This window comes from Bradyrhizobium sp. 482_C4_N1_8 (assembly GCF_052075965.1).
In the GTDB taxonomy this organism is placed as follows: domain Bacteria; phylum Pseudomonadota; class Alphaproteobacteria; order Rhizobiales; family Xanthobacteraceae; genus Bradyrhizobium; species Bradyrhizobium barranii.
The window spans coordinates 1,823,513-1,840,565 of the sequence record NZ_CP197231.1 but is presented as its reverse complement, the minus strand read 5'-3'; the positions used below and the strand labels follow the sequence as shown (position 1 = coordinate 1,840,565).

Below are 17,053 nucleotides of genomic sequence, written 5' to 3'. Positions count from 1 at the left end.
CTCAGGCGATCCAGCGAGCCTGAGGCATCAGGCCCAGTACCATTCGCGGATGTTCCAGCAATTGATGGACGTGTTGATGTTGGGACGGAAGCCCTGCAGCCCCTCCTTCACGCCCTCGGCGATAAAACCCTGGAACAGCGGCAGGATGGCGAGGTCGTTGCGGATCAGCTTTTGCAGATCGCCATAGGTCGTCTTGCGCTGGGCGAGATCGAACTGTCTGGCGCCCTCGGCAAGCAGACGATCGGCCTCGGCGCTGTTGTACTGATAGGTGTTGAAGCCACGGCCGCCCTTGGCAGGGATAGCGCCGGAGCCGAAGCGCGGCGTCACGTCGGGGTCGCTGCCGAGCATGAAGTTCACGGACACCAGCACCGAATTGAACTTCGACTGCTGCCAGAAATCGCCCCAGATCACGGCGGCCGGCATGTTGTTGACCCGCATCGCCGCGCCGATCGCGCGCCAGTCCTGGATCAGGAGCTGCTGGGTTTGCTCGCGCACCGCATTGCCCGACGTCGTCGAGTTGGTGAATTCGAGCTTGACCCCACCCTTCTCGCGGATGCCGCCGGAGCCCCGGGTCCATCCGGCCGCGTCGAGCAACGCGTTGGCCTTGGCCGGATCGTATTTGTGTTGCGGCAGGCCCTGCTGGAACGACCAGGCCTGTTGCGGCACGAAGCTCTCGGTCTGCGTCGGCAGACCGTAGTTCAGCGCATCGATGATCGCCTGCTTGTTGATGGCAAGGTAGAGCGCCTCGCGCACCGCGCGATCGGCGAAGGGGCCGAATTCGAGATTGGGCGCGACGTGCTCCACCGACGACGTCGCGGAGACGAAGATCTTGCGGCCCTTCAGCGTCTTCGCCTCCTGCACGAAATTCGGCAAAATGCCTTGCAGGCCGGTGTAGTCGACCTGCCCCGTGCGGAACTGGGTGTAGAGGACGGTGAGGTCGGGGATGTATTTGAAGACCACGCGTTCGACGTAAGGTCCCTTGCCGTGGTAGCCGGCGTGGGCATTCAATTGAATGTGGTCGCCGGGCACGCGCTCGCCCCAGCGGAACGGCCCGGTGCCGACAGGCGCATTGTGGAACGGCGAGGCGTTCGGATCCGACAGCTTCTCCAGGATGTGCTTCGGCACGATGAAGGTGAGCGACAGGATCGACATGTAGGGCGAATAGGGAGCCTCCATCCGCCAGTGGATCTCGTCGGGCGCGACGACCTTGATGTCCTTGACGAGGTTGTGGCCGACGCGGTTGCGGACGCGGAAGTCGGGATTGTTGATCAGGTCCAGCGAGAACTTCACGTCCTCGGCCGTGAACGGCCTGCCGTCATGCCACTTCACGTCGCTGCGCAGCTTGATCTTCCAGGTCAGGCCATCGGCCGACAGGCCGCCATTCTCGATGGTCGGGACTTCGCGCGCGAGGTCGGGAACGAACTTGCCATCGGGCTCGATGAACCAGAGCGGCGAGAACACCTGCCACCAGATGCCCTGATCGACCTCGATGCCAGGCATCAGCGGATGGAAGACGGTCGGCTCCTGCGACAGCGCCGCGATCACCTGCCTGCGCGGCTTGTCCGGCGGATTGGTCGGGCGTTCGCTCTGCGCAAAGGCGTTGCCTGCAAGGGTCCATCCCGCCGCGGCACCCGCGCCGAGCTGGAAGAATTGTCGGCGATTCGGAATGCCGAGATGACGCAGTCCGCCAACGCCGAACTTGCCGGTGCTGTCTGCCATGACCAGTCTCCGTTCCCGCACACGGCACCGTCTCCCGCGCCCCCGAGACCCGGCAAAGGGACAGGAGTGGGCTTTAGTGCTTCTAAATTTTTCAGTCAAAAGTTCATCATGACTAAATACAGCTGTCAATCACATTGCTAGGATGCGCGACCTTTTCACGCCGCCGGCCATTCCGGCGGCGAGGCAATGCATGGGAGAGCGACATGGATGGTCGCGGCGAGACCAACAGCCCGAAGGACGCCCCGGCGATCGAGGCTGACGATGCGGTCGACCAGCGGCTCGGCGAAACCGTGCGGCTGCTGCGGCAGCGCGCCGGCCTCTCGATCCAGGACGTCGCCACCAAGACCGGGCTCTCCAACGGCATGATCAGCCAGCTCGAACGCGCGCGGGCCATGCCGTCGATACGGACGCTGCGCCTGCTCAGCATCGCGCTCGACGTTCCCATCTCCTATTTCTTCGAGACCACCGATCCCGCCGACGTGCAGCGCTACATCGTGCGCAAGAACAGCCGGCGCCTGTTGCGGCTCACCGCCAGCGGCGTCGTCAAGGAAGCGCTGACGCCGGCAGACGAGGGCCAGCTCGAACTCTACGAGCTGACGCTCAACCCCGGCGCCTCGTCCGGCACCGACTTCTTGCAGCACACCGGCGAGAAGGCCGGGTACATCCTGTCCGGCAGCCTGCGGCTGTGGCTCGACAACCAGGCTCATCTGCTCGAGGCCGGCGACAGTTTCCGCTTTCCGAGCATCGTGCCGCACATGTTCGACAACCCGACCCAGCAGGCCGCGCGTGTGATCTGGGTCACGACGCTGCGCCAGACCGATTCGCCGGCAGGTTGAGCGCGAGGAACGCCGGCGCCCCGCCGGAAATTGCCCCTCGACGCAGGCTCGCGGAGCCTGTAGCTGACGTGAAGCCGGAGCAATCTACAGCGCGAACGCGAGGGTCCCGCGATTGACGTCGCTGGTGTGAGACCATGAAACTCAGACCGCTTCTGACACTCGCGATGGCCGCGCAGGTCGCCGTGACCGCCGCGGCCCTCCTCGCCTCCTATGCCGGGACCGGGTTCGGCTTGGCCCAGGTCGTCGCTTTGCTGGTAAGCGGCGCCGTCGCGGTCCTGCTCGCACGGCTGTGCACGCGCGCGATCGAAACGGCGCAGGACAAACGCGCCGCCGCGCAACTGGCCGAGCAGGCCCAGGCCAGCGCACAGATGACCCAGGCCGTCATCAAGACCGCGCTCGACGCTTTCGTTCAGACCGATGCGAACGGCATCGTCCTGGAATGGAGTGTCCAGGCCGAGGCCCTCACCGGATGGACGCGCAAGGAGGCGCTCGGCGCCGACGTCGTCAACCTCCTCATCGCCGAGTCGCTCCGCGACGGCTTCAGGCAACGCATGATGCGGCTTTTGCCGGAACTGTCGGATACGCCGATCGGCATCCGGTTCGAAGCGACGCTGCTGCATCGGAACGGCGACCAGATCCTGATCGAGGCGTCGAGCACGGCGCTCCAGCTCGGCGGGCGCACCATCATCAACAATTTCGTCAAGGACGTCACCCAGAAGCGCGCCGCCGAGGAGCAGCTGATCCAGGCCCAGAAGATGGAGGCGGTCGGCCAGCTCACCGGCGGCATCGCGCACGAATTCAACAACATGCTCACCGTGATCACGGGGACGATCGAGATCCTCGCCGACGCCGTGAAGGACGACCCGCCGCTTGCGACCATCACCAAGCTGATCAGCGAAGCGGCCGATCGCGGCGCCGCGCTGACGTCGAGCCTGTTGTCCTTTGCCCGCAAGCAGGCGCTCCAGCCGGCCGAGATCGACGTCAACGAGCTGCTCGAAGAGGTGGCAAAGCTGCTGCTGGCGACCTTCGACAAGAAGATCGAGATCGTGTCCAGGCTTGACCGCAACGTCTGGCTGGCTTTCGCCGACCGCGGCCAACTGAGCGCGGCGCTGCTCAACCTCGCGATCAACGCACGCGACGCGATGCTGGATGGCGGCAAGCTCACGCTGACGACGCGCAACGTGGTGTTCGGCGTGCGCGAGGCCGTCGCGGTGGGCGCCGGCTATGCCGGCGACTATGTCGAGATCGAGATCGCCGATACCGGCACGGGCATTCCGCAAGCCATTCTCGAACGCATCTTCGATCCGTTCTTCTCGACCAAGGATGTCGGCAAGGGCACCGGGCTCGGCCTCAGCATGGTGTTCGGTTTCGTCAAGCAGTCCGGCGGCGGCATCAAGGTCACGTCCGAAGAAGGCCGCGGCACGATTTTCACGATCTACCTGCCGAAGGCCGAGACCAGTACGCTCCGTCCGGCCGGCTATGACGAGCGCAAGGTCGTGGGCGGCACGGAAACCATCCTTTGCGTCGAGGACGATCGCGACGTCCGCCAATATGTCACCGTCCAGCTCGAAAGCCTCGGCTACAAGGTCATCTCCGCCGCCAACGCGACCGAAGCGCTCGCCATCGTGGCCGACGGCGCGCCGTTTGATCTGCTCTTCACCGACATCGTGATGGCCGGCGGCGTCAACGGACGCGAGCTCGCCGAACAGATGGTGGCCGCGCGGCCCTCGCTGCGGGTGCTGTTGACGTCGGGTTATGCCTACGATTCGCTGCACGCGCAGGGGCGTGCCACCATGGGCGCGCCGCTTCTGGCAAAGCCGTACCGAAAAGCCGAGCTCGCGCGCATGCTGCGCCGCTCCCTCGACACCGCCGTTGACGCCGCGGGCGATCCGATCCCGACGCCGTACTCGGTGCAGGCGGATGTTGAGGGCTTTTTACGCAGGCAGGCATTGGAAGACGGCGCGACTCGATCGCGGAAGACGTAGGTTTCCGCTGGCCGGCCGGACCGAGCCAACGATGGCTTATGCACAATTCTCTTGCAACCTGTGCGGGCGGCCGGAATATTGTCTGCCCCGGACAACCTACCATTTCAGACGCCAGACGTTTTGAAGACCTAAGCCCTACTTGACATCATTCGAGGACCAGCCCATGGCGGACGTCGCAAATCAACAATTCAAAGAGCAAACGCCGAACACCTATAAGTGGGCACTGGGAGCAAGCGGTGTGGTCGCGGTCGCGACGACAGCGGCATTGTCGATAGCCCCCGAAGTCGCAGGTTACGCTATGGCTGGCCTGATGTTCTTCATTTTGCTGATGTTCATCGTCGTCAACTTAGAGATTGGGACGACTGCCAACGCCAATCCTCTTGCGCAAAATGCGCGGCTCCAGGTGAAGGTCTTGTCCTGGTTTGCAACCGTCGCTCTCATCCTGGGAGCGACATCGATCATGTCGTCGATCCTGCTTGGATGGCCACTACAAATATCAATTGCCCAAGACACGGGATCGAAGAAATACCTCGATTCCATCAAGCGCTATGACCTCCCGAAAAGCACCATCGAGCGAATTGCAGCCGGCGTCTGGCAAGAAAGGCTTCTGAGGGATAACTCAGCTCTCTATACATATACGGAGACGAGCTTCACACCGCACTTCCTGACATTGTGGGACGACAAGCGAAACGTGACTGTGCGAATTCCAACGCGGGGCGGCATGCTGGAATGGTCCATCAATGACAAGTTCAAGGACTGCGACGGCGAGTATTGCTGGGGTGACGTCAACCAGGCGACGATGTTTAGATGATGATGCATTGTCCTTGTCGCTCGCTTTTCGACAAAGGTTGATCGGGAAGCGCGGCGCTTTTCGCTAGCTCATCCTTCGCCGCAGCGTTGCCGACGGCGTCTCACCGAATTTTTCGCGGTAGGCACCCGCCATGCGGCCGAGATGGGTGAAGCCGAGATCGAAGGCGATCTCGGTGATGGAGACATCTGGCGAAGCCTGCGCGAGCCGGGCGTGCAGAGCAGCGAGGCGCATGTCGAGCAGCATCTCCGAGATCGACACGCCGAAGTGGCGGCGGAAGCCGAGCTGGAGCGCGCGGACGCCGATCCCGGACGCGCAGGCGAGCTGCGCGAGGTCGAGCGGCTCACCGGCATTTTCCGCAAGATGGTCCCGCGCGGCGCGCAGTGCACGCGGCAAACGCTCGGCTTGCCCCGAGAACCTCCTGATGGCATCCGACAGGCCATGGCGCTGGCCATTGAGGAGATGATCGAGCAGCACCTCGCGCCAATCGGCCATCGCGACCGGTGAAAGCCTGCCGGACGGCCCGAGACGCTCGGCGAGCAGCATCAGCTCGGCAAGGCTGGTCTGCAGGGCCTGCCCCGCCGGTGCGTCGAGGTCGATCGCGGCATCAAACTCGACCGGGCCGGCCGCCCTGCCCGACAGCGACGCAGCGCGTTGCTCGACCATGCGACGGTCGAGCAGCAGGATCGCCTGCGCACAGTCGCTCCACATCATCCGGGTCGGGATGGTCGGCGACAGCAGCGACGCCGTCCGGCCCGGCGCAGCATCGATTTCGCTGACGCCGGCACGAATGCGGGCGGTGCCGGTGAGCGGGACCTGCACCAGGAAGAAGCGCTCGAGGCAGCCGGGATCGATGCTCACCGACCCGCCATAGGCGACATAGTTGATGGAGAAGCCGTCGAACGCCGCGCAATTGTGCCGGGCGGAGAAACCGGGTCCGCGCGGCCGTACCGGCTCGAGATTGTGCGGGCAGAAGATGCGTCCGATCTGCTCTGCCGCTTCGTCGACATCGTCCGTGGTGACGCGGGCGAAGTCCGCAAGCCGTTCGGCTGCAGACGTTCTTGCGGTCATTTCCAGCACGGCTGCGGACATCATCGACCACGCTTCGCGTCACGGAATTGCTTTAAGCCTATAATGGTTCCTCGAACGCGGAAAGGGCCGCGTCGCAAAATCATCATGCTGCACGGCAACAGTCGCGTCCGGATTCGTTTAGCGGATAGACACCGACCGTCGACGGGTCGAAGCTCCATCCTCGCCGGAATCCATGAGGAGCGAGCCATGACTGCACTCGAAAAGGGCATAACCGCTGTTGGCACGGGCTATGGTGGCAAGAGCTGGAACATCCTTGGTCAGGTCTATTTTCCCAAGGCCGTCACAGATTCCACCTTCGCGTTCGAGACCAACAGCGAGCCCGGCCAGTTCGTGCCGGTGCACATCCATCCGACCCAGGACGAGTTCATCCTGGTGCAGGAAGGCACGCTCGACCTCAAGCTCGACGGCCAATGGGTCAAGGCCCATGCCGGGGATCTGGTGCGCATGCCGCGCGGCATACCGCACGGCTATTTCAACAAGTCCGACAAGCCGTGCCGCGCGCTGTTCTGGGTCTCGCCGATGCAGAAGCTGGAGGCGCTGTTCAACCAGCTCCACAATCTGACCGACCCCGCCGAGGTCGTGCGCATCTCGGCGCTGCACGAGGTCGACTTCCTGCCGCCCGAGGCCAACGACTAGGCAGCGGCCTCCCCGTCCACTTTCATCTGCTTGCAGGTCCGCCGGCCGCGCATCGCGGCCGAACGTGGCCGCTTGCGCCCGAAACACATTGATCGCGAGGAATCCCATGGTCAGCCCCAAGCATGTCTGCGTGATCGGCGCCGGCGTCTCAGGCCTCGCCGCCGCAAAGGCGTTCTCCAGCCACGGCCACCGCGTCACCATCGTCGAGCGCAGTGCCGATCTCGGCGGCGTCTGGGAGCCGGCCCGCTCCTATCCTGACGTGCAGACCCAGAGCCCGAAGGAGCTCTACCGCTACACCGATCGCGCCATGCCGGACAGTTATCCGGAATGGCCCACCGGGCCGCAGGTCCATGCCTATCTCTGCGACTATGCGAAAAACTTTGGCCTCGATCACATGCTGCGCCTCAACACTGGGGTCGCCGGCATGGAGCGCCGCGCCGATGGCAAACCGGGCTGGACGCTCACGCTATCAGGCAAGGACGGCGCGACCACGAACGAGAATTTCGATTTCGTCGCGGTCTGCACCGGGCAGTTCAACGAGCCGCGCGAGCTGCATTGCCCGGGCGAGGACGGCTTTCTGGCGCAGGGCGGCCAGATCCTGCATTCGTCGACATACAGCGATCCGACGCTGGCGAAAGGGCGGCGCGTCGTCGTGCTCGGCGGCTCGAAGTCGGCGACCGACATCGCCGTGAACGCGGTGAAATCGGGCGCGCGCGAAGTCACCATCGTGATGCGCGAGCCGGTGTGGCGCATTCCCTATTTCATCGGCGGGCTCGTGAACTTCAAGCGCATCCTTTACATCCGCGCGCAGGAGGAGATGTTTCCGGGCTGGGGCGCGAGCTCCATGGCACGGCTCGCGCACCGCATCGCCGCGCCGCTGATCTGGGCGAACTGGCGCGGGCTGGAGAGCCTGCTGAAGGCGCAGCTCAAGCTGAACCGGTGCAAGATGGTGCCGAAGGAGCGGATCGAGGACGGCGTCAACTGCTCGGTGCCGATCGCAACGCCGGACTTCTACCCGATGGTCGCCGACGGCCGCATCAAGGCGGTGTTCGGCAGCTTCGACCACTATGAAGGCGACAGCATCGTGATGAGCGGCGGCGAGCGCGTCGCGACCGACGTCGCCGTGCTCGCGATCGGCTACAAGCTCGGCGTGCCGTTCCTGCCCGAGGCCTATCGGCAGAAACTTGTCGATGCGGACGGGCAGTACCGGCTCTACCGCCTGATCGCCAACCCTGATCTGCCGGAGATGGGCTTCGTCGGCTTCAACTCGTCGTTCTGCACCGTTCTCTGTGCTGATCTGGCGGCGAACTGGCTGGTGCGCTATGCCGACGGACAGCTCGCGAACCAGCCGACGGCGCAAGCGATGCGCGACAATGTCGAGATGATGCTGCACTTCAAGCGGGTCGAACGGCCGGCCGCCGGCGTCTATGGCGGCCTCTGCGTCGCGCCCTATCACTATCGCCATTTCGACGAGCTCATGGCCGATATCGGCGCCAAGAACCAGAAACGCGGCGGGCTCGCCGGACACTTCCAGCCGCCGGATGCGGATGCCTATGCGAAGTTCCTGGCGACGGCGCCGGAGTACCGGGCCACAGCGTAAGGTCGGAGAACCCGGACTGTGCGTGATTTGCAACTCGCCAGTCCGCGCGTTTGATGTTTACGATCCCGTGACCGACGAATCTCCGGCACATGGGAACCGGCCATGGGACGACGATGTCACGCCGCCATAGCCCTGGCGGTGCTTGGGCTGATCCTCACGACGTTCACAGTCAGCCACGCACAAACGCCTAACGCGAAGCAATCGGAGGCGCTCGCCACCTATGATCGCGCGCTCGGCGATTTCAAATCCATCCTTGCCGAGCGGCGCCGACACATCGAGGCGAAGGAACCGCTGCCGAACCTGCCGGGACAGGCGCTCTATCTGGCGCGCGTCGCTGTCATCAGTGCTTACAAGGATCTCACCGACGCCATGCCGTCGCGGATCGGCAAGCCCAACAAGTTCGAGATACCACCGGCCTATTTCGACGCCGACATCGAGCCGCTGATCGACGAATATTCAAAGCTGTTCGACGTCATGGAGGCGCCGCCCGCGGGCGCGCAGAACTCGGCGACGCCGTTCAAGGACGTCGTCGATCTCGCCACAGCGATCGCGCGCGCCAAGGGGCTTGCACCGGCTCACGCCGAAGCTGCGGGCCGGATCAGCCTCGGGCTGTTCTTCGCCGAGACCAACGGCAAGCAGAATGTCCGCAACGGGCGCTCGAACACCTATATGGGCAGCTTCCAGACCGGCCCGTCCGAGGACCGCAACGGCCGCAGAAAATGGGAGGCCATCAAGGGAGACATCGCGGCGGCCGACCCCGAATTGAGCGCCCGCGACGACAAGGAAGAGGCGCGCGCCCGCGGCACGGACTATCGCTTCAACCACTGGACCAACGTGCGCGACGGCCTGATGAACGCGCATGCGGAGGTCTTCCCGGAGATTCCGGGAATCGTGAAGACACTGCCCGACCCGATCGACCAGATGAAGCTGTTCGAGCTGATCCAGATCGTGCCGACCCCGACGCGGTCCGCGCTCAAGTCCGGCGATCTCCTGAATTACAGGGTGTCCAGTCCAACGATTATGAAGCACCTGCGCAACAACAGCATCTTCGCGTTTGGACAGGCCGACCGGGCGCGCAACTCGGCCAGCTTCCGGGAGATCCTCGCTGCGATGTGGCTGTTCAACCGCAAGTTCGAGCGCGCGATGGTGAAATATTCGGAGATCAAGGGGCGCTGAGGACATACAGAAGGGCGACGCCCCGCGAGACTCAGCACAATTATAGATAGAGTGTGAGCTAGTTCATATCAGCGACCCCATGCCGGGCGTAGTTTTGCAAGGAGATGTCTCGCGTCCCGGCGCCAAAGCGTTGCGGGTTTCCGGACGTCAAGCCGAGCGAACATCTGTCAATCCATAGGAGGACAGGCCATGAAGTTCGCAGCACTGCTTTTTGTTTTCACTCTCGCCGCACTCACGACGACTGTTCCTGCAGATTCGGCCAACGCGTGCGCGCGCCCCTGCGGACACTATTGTTGCGGATAATCGGCGGAGAATTCCAATGCGCCCATTGGTCAAGTGGGGGGCATTAGTCGCGATCGTGAGCATCGCACCACTGGCATCCGTGGCCGCGATACATCTACGCACGCCCCCAAATAAGCTCAACGAAGCAATCACCGCTATCGGCTTTCACCCGATAACGCCACCGGTCCTCCTGCGCGCTCCAGGCTCCATCTATCATGTCTCTCCGAACGGCCAGGATTACGACATGCTGTGCGAAGTCTCGCCGGATCGGCTGGTCGGCGTCACTCGTACTTCATCTTCAGCGACCCAGGTCACTTCGGAGCTACGAAAGACACAGTATTCGCTCGACTCAAAAGTCGTGCGTTCGATTCAGTCACATACCGATGCAAAATTGGCAGAAGCTGTAAAGCTCGAGCTTGATGACGTTCAGGTGTTGGAAATCTCACTTGAAGATCTATCAATCATCGCGGAGGAGCTGTTCCGCCGCGAGTCCTGCGATCGGGAAGTGAAACGTTATCTGGAAAACGGGGAATACGTTTGCCAGGGACAGCGGGTTCTCAAGGCGTCGACGAAATACGTCGCGGCCTATGACAATTCAGCGGCAGGCTCCGTGGAGCAAACGACGGACTTGATAAGGAATAATTTCGATCCGACTGTCAGCATACAGGGCGGTCAGAGCCTCTCTGGAGCGAACCTCTATTATGGAATGAGACTGGCACCGCGGTGCCTGTCCCTCCAGGATGCCAAAAGGCAGCCACGGCCGCCGTCCTCGCTCTGGGACAGACTGGTCAATCACTTTCCTTCGCTTGAGTTCTTTTGAATACGGCCACGCGATCCGACACGGCGGCAGGAGTGTTCATGCAGGCGATGACTGACTTTTTCGCCGCATCCGCATCCCGGAATCATGCGTCGACACTCTAATTCGTCGGCACTCTAATTCTCCGGCTTGTAGCCGTCCGTCAGTGTCTTCAGAAACGCGATGATGTCGGCTTCGTCCTGCTCCGTCATTGCCGGCTTGTCGCCGGGGTGGCGATCGAAGGGCGGATCGGTGACGTCGACATTGGCATGATATTTTTGCGGCAGGTCGTCGTATTTCCGCACCGCGCCGTCGGCGCCGCGCGGAAAAACCTTTTCCGGATTGGTGTCGCGAAAATTGTAGAAATCCAGGACCTGCTCGAGGGTACTGAAGACGCCGTTATGGAAGAAGGCGTGGCGCGTCGCCGTGTTGCGCAGCGTCGGCGTCAGGAACATGCCGCAATATTGCGTCTGCTCGGGAATGTCGGTGCGCTGCGGGCCGCAGACGCCGAGATCGAAATGGTTGGGATCGCGGTTGCCGGCGAGCGCGGCATTGCGCGGCGCGCCGAGCGCCTCGTATTGGTGGTCGGTGAACAGCGGCGGCAGGCCGTCGCGGGTCGGCGCCGAGGTGTGACAGCCGGCGCAATTGGCCTTGTCGGGGTCGTTGAACATCTGCAGGCCGCGCAGCTCGCTTTCGGACAGCCGCGCCTTGCCCTCGAGCCAGTAGTCGTACTTGCTGGTGTAGGGATGGAAGCTGACTTCCTCCACCTGATAGCGCGCAACCGCGAACATCGCCTCCGCGATCAGGAGTCGCTGATTTCCGAGCACGCCGGCGCCGAACAGCTCGACGAAGCGATTGGCGTAAGGCGCACGGCGCAGCTTGTCCGCGACGATCTCGGCACTGCCGCCGTCCATCTCGTTGGGGTCGAGCAGCGGGAACAGCGCCTGGTCCTGGAGCGTGTCGGCGCGGCCGTCCCAGAACAGGCCGCCTTGCGGCACGATGTTCGCCGATGCGCCGCTGCCGCCGGCCGTCTTCGTCGTCCGCGCAGCCTGCTGGCCGATTGCAGCCATCTGCGCGAGATCGATGACGTTGTCGTCGTCGCCCTTGTCGGGGCCGATGCTGAAATTGGGGTGGCGATCGAGATAGGTCAGCGACGGCACCGCGCGCGCGCCTTGCCGCGACAGGGCGGCGCCGCCGAGCATCACCGGCCCGTCGTTGGGCGGGCCGTAGGCGTGATCCGGGCTGTGGCAGGATGCGCAGGACAGCGCGCCGGACGACGACAGAGAGGCGTCGTAGAAGATCTCCTTGCCGAGCTGCGCCATCGCGGACAATGGCGCGACGGGCGGGCGCATGGGGCGAACCGGATTCGGGTTCGCGCCGAGCTGGCTCGTCTCCGCAAGTCCCTGCGTCCCGGCCGCAAAGACGGCGCCGGCCAGACAAAGCAGGCCGGCGCCGAGGAGCCACATGGTGCGGCTGTTCATCAAGCGTCCCGTTGGACTAGTGGTGGTGGTGCTCGTCCGGCGGGCTGGTGATCGCCGTGCCGGAGGTCGGATCGAGGAACAGCGCGTCGGTCCGGTAGTCATGGCTGTGATCCTGATCGAAGTCGAACAGGTCCATGATCGAGCCGGAGCTGGCGTCGAACGAGCCGCCACCGATACGCTGGCCGCGCAGCCAGTTGTCCTCGATGAACCGCACCACGGACGCCTGCGAGATGTAGGTGCTGCTCACGTGGTTGGTCCTGGCGTAGGGCGAGACCACGATGAACGGAATGCGCGTGCCGGGACCGCAGCGGCCGTTCACCGGCTTGCCGGAGAGACCCTTCGGTGCCGGCTGCTTCTGCGGGCCGAGGCCGCACAGGCCCGGACCGTTGACCTGATCGGCGGTCGGATCGTAAGAGGCGGTCTTCGGCGCAACGTACTGGTGGTCGTACCAGCCGTCGGAGTCGTCATAGGTGATGATGACCGCGGTTTCGCGCCACTCCGGCTGCTTCTGGAGGAAGTTGATCAGCTCGACATTGCCGACCTGCTCGTCGAGCGGATCGGAGTTGCCGGCGTGACCGTCCTGGTAGGCCGACATCTTGATGTAGGAGACGGCCGGGAAATTGCCGGCCTTCACGGCGGCGTAGAAGTCCTCGAGGTCGTAGGCGTGGTTGGCCGGATCGACGGTCTTGCCGCCCTTCTCGTAGGTGTGGCCGATCGCATCGACCGAACTCGGCCGCGCATGGGTCGGGTTGGCGGTCGACTTGTAGTACTGGAACCAGGCGTGGTGCGGGCTGTAGTCCACGATCGTGCCGTTCACGTTGCTGGAGAACGTGGTGCGCGCGCAGCCGGTGGTGCCGTTGGCATTCTTGAGCGTCAGGTCAAAGCCGCCCATGAAGCTGCCCCAGCTGATGCGCTCGTCGTTGAGCAGGTCGCCGATGTTCTTGCCTGTCATCAGCACGGTGCTGCTCGTGCTCGAGCAGGAATCGTAGGCCGGGTCGGTGTCGCCGATCAGCGTCAGGCCGCCCTGGCCGTCGGCGATCGACGCCGAGGTGCCGACGATGTTCTGCGCGCCATTGGTCTGGCCGGAAATCACCGCGAGCGCGCCCTGCGTCGACGGACCGAAAGTGTCGGTCCAGGCATTGTCGCTCATGGCGAAGTGCTGGGCGTAGTTCCAGAAGGCGGTGGTGGTGTTGCCGTCGAAATAGCCCATGACCTGACCGTTGGTGCCGAACGCACCGGCGCCGCCGGCGGTGCCGCGGCCGGTGAATTTCGGAAACAGGTCTTCCTTGCCGTTGTCCACGGCCTGTTGCTCGGGCGTGTAGGAGTGGTTCTGCGAGCGCGTGTTGGCCTGAGTGCGGTCGAGGCGGAACGGATCCGTCGCGCCGGTGCCGTTGGCCGCGCTGTTGTTCGGATTGTTCACCAGCAAATGCGCGTTGGCGAGATTGTTGACCTTCGGCGTATGCGGCTTCGGCACGAAGGGGATCGAGCCCGACGGATTGGCCGCGTTCGGATAGGTCGCGAAGTAATGATCGAACGAGCGGTTCTCGTTGAAGATGATCACGAGATGCTTGATCGGCGTCTCGGTGTGGATGTCATGCGGATGACGGTGATGATCACGGTCGTGATCGTTGTCGCGACCTTGATCATGCCCGTGATCGCGGTCACGGCCGAAGTCGTCCGCAAGGACGGGAAGAGTGCACGCGAGCGCGCTCGCGGCCGCGACAATCGCAGCCGTCGTCAGTAGTCTCGATTTCATTTTTTTTGACGCCCCGGAAATGAGGATGTTTACGATCAGAAATGTTCTAAACATCGCGAGTGACAGAGCCGTGTCAGTTTGACGCACGAGACACTTTGCGCAGTGGTCGAGGCATAATTTTTTATGCAGCCACCCGCTTCGGCCGTACCGAAGCGCGTCTTGCCGTTTTATTCCAAGGGCGAAGGCAAAAATGATCGCGTTCAGATTGTTGCGCAATGCCCCCGGTTGCATTTAGCTTTGCCGGACAAGAACAAAGTCTCAGGGGGAAACATGAAAGCCGCTGTTCACAGGCGCACGCGCGATGTCGCGTCGGCTCTGGTCGCAACGTCCTTTGCCGGCTTTGCAAATTTCGCCGCTCATGCCGAGATCGTCGTCACCGCCAATGACGGCAAGATGATGCTGGAGAACGGCAATGCCGTGGTGCGCAAGCAGCCGCTGCCGGACACGGTCAGCGTCATCGATCTCGCCGATGGCGCGCTGAAGCTTTTGGGCGAGGTCCCGGCACCCGCCAGCGTAGTCGGGCCGCCGCCGAGCGTCGCGATTGCGCCGGACGGCTCGCTTGCGCTGGTCACGGGTGCGATGAAGCTCGATCCCGCGGACACGACCAAGACGGTCCCCGACGACAAGCTCTCGGTGATCGACCTCAAATCCACCCCGCCAAAGGTGCTCGCGACATTGCAGGCCGGCCCAGGCGCCGCCGGCGTCTCGATCAACCGTGCCGGCACGCTGGCGCTGGTTGCCAACCGCAGCGAAGGCACCGTCTCGGTCTTCGCGATCAGCGGCAATACGCTGACCGCAGGCGGGAAGATTCAACTCGGCGATGCCAAGTCCGGCCCCAGCCATGTAGTGTTCTCCCGCGACGGAGCCACCGCGCTGGTCACCCGCGACGGCGACAGCAAGATCTCGCTTCTGAGCGTGGACGGGACCAAGGTCGAATACACCAAGCGCGACCTCTCCGCCGGCATCCGCCCCTACGACATCGACCTCACCGGCAGCGCGGTGGCCGTCGTCGGCAATGTCGGTGCCAGCAGCGGCGACAGTGACACGATCAGTCTGATCGACATGACCGCCAAGCCGATCCGCGTCGTCACGACGGTTACCGTTGGACAGACACCTGAGGCCGTGAAGATGTCGCCGGACGGCAGCCATGTCGCCGTCACCGTCATGAACGGCTCGAACAAGCCATCGGCCTCGCCCTTCTTCAACGATTTCGGCCTGCTCAAAGTCTACAAGATCTCGGGCACCGACCTCACGCCGGTGGCGGAGGCCAAGATCGGCCATTGGTGTCAGGGCATGGTGTGGTCAAAGGACTCAAAACATGTCGTGGCGCAGTGCATGGTCGAGAACGAGCTGATCGCGTTCTCGTTCGACGGCAAGGCGCTGACCAGGACGTCCACACTCAAGCTGCAGGTGAGCCCCGCAGGCATTCGCACCGCGGAGCCGTGAGGCCAGTCGTAACAGCAGGCGAAGAGCCTGGAATGGCCGTCAGAGCCGCTTGGTGAAATGGTAGCGACGAATGCCGCCGCCCAATGTCTTGTTGCTGGCGGCATCGGCGATCTCCTCGCGCACCTTCTCGTATCCTGCGTTTCGATACAGCGCCAGCGCATCCTGCTGAAGCTCGGACGTGCTCAGCTGCAATTGCGGACGATTGCGGCGGCGGCACTCCTCTTCCGCAAACGCCAGCATCTTTCGCGCGATACCCCGGCGCCGCGCGCCGGGAGCAACGTACATGCGCCGTAACTCCATCGCGCGTTCGCCAGAGGCCTCCAGTCCAAACATGCCGACGATTTCATCGTCATCGACGGCGACCCAGAAACCGCCGCTCCGACCCGAATAATAATCGGCGAGACGATCTATCTCCTCCGCGAGGGAGCGGGTGATGTATCCTTCAAACGCCTCCGCCAAATGCACCGGCGCCAACAGGCGATTGACCTGGATGAACAGCTCGCGCACGGCGGCCGCATCGGCCAGCAAGAAAGCGCGGATCTGAATCTCGCTTGCCATGGAGCCGCTGCCGCTACTCCGTCCGGATCGGCGTGTCCTTCAGGCCATTGTTGTCATAGGCCTTGCGCAAGGCGCCGTTCGTCACCGCCTCGTTCATGAACTTGGTGACGAACGCCAGCGCTTGGCTGTGACCGAGCGGCACGGCCACCGCCGTCACCGTTTTCTTGAAGGTCTCGTCCAGCACCTTCGTGCCCGGGATCTTCTGCGCCATCTTGTTGAGCTGGTCGCGCGACAGCGCGAAGGCGTCGATCTCGCCGCTCTTCAGGAGGCCGAAGATCTCGTCATAGGTCTGATAGCCCGTGGCTTTCGCATTCTTCAGATGCGCGATCGCGCCGCGCATGGTCGTGGTGGCGTTGACGGCCGCGACCTTGATGCCGGGTTGATCGAGGCTGGCGAAGTTGGTGATGGCTGAGCCGGGCTTGACGATGTAGGTGGCATCCGCGACCTCGTAGATCGGGCCGAACATCATTTTGGTCTCGCGCTCGGGATCTTTTGGCAGCCAGGTGACGTCCCAGGTCCCCTTCGACGCCGCGTCGGTGATCTGCCCGGAATTCTGGTGCACGACATATTCGACGGGTACGCCGAGCTGGCCGGCCATCTCCTTGCCGAGGTCGACCGGCACGCCGGCATAGCCGGCTTCGGTCTTGGTCGACCAGAACGCGCCGCCCGCCGGGCTGATCGCGATCGCGACCCGCAGCTTGCCGGTCGGCGCGATCTCGTCCTTCAGGCCATCGGCTAGCGCGGGCATGGCGACTGCCGCTGCGAAAACGAGGCCGGCAAGGGCCGCCTGGAGCGACGTGGGCATGTCATGTTCTCCTCACCTTTTCTTCTCTGCTTCTCGACCGTTTCGTTTCCGTCACTCGGCCTTTGACACAATTCTGG

General features: G+C 63.4%; 14 protein-coding genes. 8 read left to right on the top strand and 6 right to left on the bottom strand.

The features are described from left to right. Positions 1 to 27 precede the first annotated feature (27 nt). The gene (locus tag AB7Z56_RS08635) at positions 28 to 1,719 is read right to left on the bottom strand and encodes a peptide ABC transporter substrate-binding protein (RefSeq protein ID WP_441256186.1); all 1,692 of its coding nucleotides are present in this window, start codon (positions 1,717 to 1,719) and stop codon (positions 28 to 30) included. A 203-nt stretch (positions 1,720 to 1,922) separates the two neighbouring features. Between AB7Z56_RS08635 and AB7Z56_RS08630 the strand changes: the two genes are divergently transcribed. The 3 genes from AB7Z56_RS08630 to AB7Z56_RS08620 all read left to right on the top strand — a co-directional run bounded on the left by AB7Z56_RS08630 (position 1,923) and on the right by AB7Z56_RS08620 (position 5,351). Then, positions 1,923 to 2,555, top strand: a complete 633-nt coding sequence (locus AB7Z56_RS08630) for a cupin domain-containing protein (RefSeq protein WP_063981448.1) — start codon at positions 1,923 to 1,925, stop codon at positions 2,553 to 2,555. A 134-nt stretch (positions 2,556 to 2,689) separates the two neighbouring features. After that, a complete protein-coding gene (locus AB7Z56_RS08625) occupies positions 2,690 to 4,540 on the top strand; it encodes an ATP-binding protein (protein WP_063981447.1) in 1,851 nt (616 codons plus the stop codon). Between the two features lie 163 nt (positions 4,541 to 4,703). Continuing rightward, a complete protein-coding gene (locus tag AB7Z56_RS08620; RefSeq protein WP_187387948.1) occupies positions 4,704 to 5,351 on the top strand; it encodes a hypothetical protein in 648 nt (215 codons plus the stop codon). A 63-nt stretch (positions 5,352 to 5,414) separates the two neighbouring features. Here the strand turns inward: AB7Z56_RS08620 and AB7Z56_RS08615 are convergent, their stop codons facing one another. Next, entirely contained in the window at positions 5,415 to 6,440 is a 1,026-nt protein-coding gene (locus tag AB7Z56_RS08615; RefSeq protein ID WP_084795337.1) for an AraC family transcriptional regulator, read from the bottom strand. A gap of 186 nt (positions 6,441 to 6,626) precedes the next feature. Here AB7Z56_RS08615 and AB7Z56_RS08610 point away from each other — a divergent pair, with 186 nt between their 5' ends. The 4 genes from AB7Z56_RS08610 to AB7Z56_RS08595 all read left to right on the top strand — a co-directional run bounded on the left by AB7Z56_RS08610 (position 6,627) and on the right by AB7Z56_RS08595 (position 10,954). Further along, positions 6,627 to 7,076, top strand: a complete 450-nt coding sequence (locus tag AB7Z56_RS08610) for a cupin domain-containing protein (protein WP_063981444.1) — start codon at positions 6,627 to 6,629, stop codon at positions 7,074 to 7,076. 88 nt (positions 7,077 to 7,164) lie between these two features. Further along, positions 7,165 to 8,676, top strand: coding sequence for a flavin-containing monooxygenase (locus AB7Z56_RS08605; RefSeq protein WP_187387947.1), 1,512 nt, complete (start codon positions 7,165 to 7,167; stop codon positions 8,674 to 8,676). Between the two features lie 102 nt (positions 8,677 to 8,778). Then, entirely contained in the window at positions 8,779 to 9,852 is a 1,074-nt protein-coding gene (locus AB7Z56_RS08600) for a hypothetical protein (protein WP_063981442.1), read from the top strand. A 319-nt stretch (positions 9,853 to 10,171) separates the two neighbouring features. Then, positions 10,172 to 10,954: a hypothetical protein gene (locus tag AB7Z56_RS08595; RefSeq protein WP_063981441.1), complete on the top strand. Its 783-nt coding sequence runs from the start codon at positions 10,172 to 10,174 to the stop codon at positions 10,952 to 10,954. A gap of 113 nt (positions 10,955 to 11,067) precedes the next feature. Here the strand turns inward: AB7Z56_RS08595 and AB7Z56_RS08590 are convergent, their stop codons facing one another. Further along, the gene (locus AB7Z56_RS08590) at positions 11,068 to 12,411 is read right to left on the bottom strand and encodes a cytochrome-c peroxidase (protein WP_063981440.1); all 1,344 of its coding nucleotides are present in this window, start codon (positions 12,409 to 12,411) and stop codon (positions 11,068 to 11,070) included. A gap of 16 nt (positions 12,412 to 12,427) precedes the next feature. After that, the gene (locus tag AB7Z56_RS08585) at positions 12,428 to 14,167 is read right to left on the bottom strand and encodes a phospholipase C (RefSeq protein WP_166102303.1); all 1,740 of its coding nucleotides are present in this window, start codon (positions 14,165 to 14,167) and stop codon (positions 12,428 to 12,430) included. 270 nt (positions 14,168 to 14,437) lie between these two features. Here AB7Z56_RS08585 and AB7Z56_RS08580 point away from each other — a divergent pair, with 270 nt between their 5' ends. Then, positions 14,438 to 15,613: a beta-propeller fold lactonase family protein gene (locus tag AB7Z56_RS08580; RefSeq protein WP_063981439.1), complete on the top strand. Its 1,176-nt coding sequence runs from the start codon at positions 14,438 to 14,440 to the stop codon at positions 15,611 to 15,613. Positions 15,614 to 15,652: 39 nt separating this feature from the next. On the opposite strand, the gene AB7Z56_RS08575 is transcribed toward AB7Z56_RS08580, so the two are convergent. Continuing rightward, positions 15,653 to 16,171, bottom strand: coding sequence for a GNAT family N-acetyltransferase (locus AB7Z56_RS08575; protein ID WP_063981438.1), 519 nt, complete (start codon positions 16,169 to 16,171; stop codon positions 15,653 to 15,655). A 13-nt stretch (positions 16,172 to 16,184) separates the two neighbouring features. Next, entirely contained in the window at positions 16,185 to 16,976 is a 792-nt protein-coding gene (locus tag AB7Z56_RS08570; RefSeq protein ID WP_283017518.1) for an ABC transporter substrate-binding protein, read from the bottom strand. Between the last annotated feature and the right edge of the window lie 77 nt (positions 16,977 to 17,053).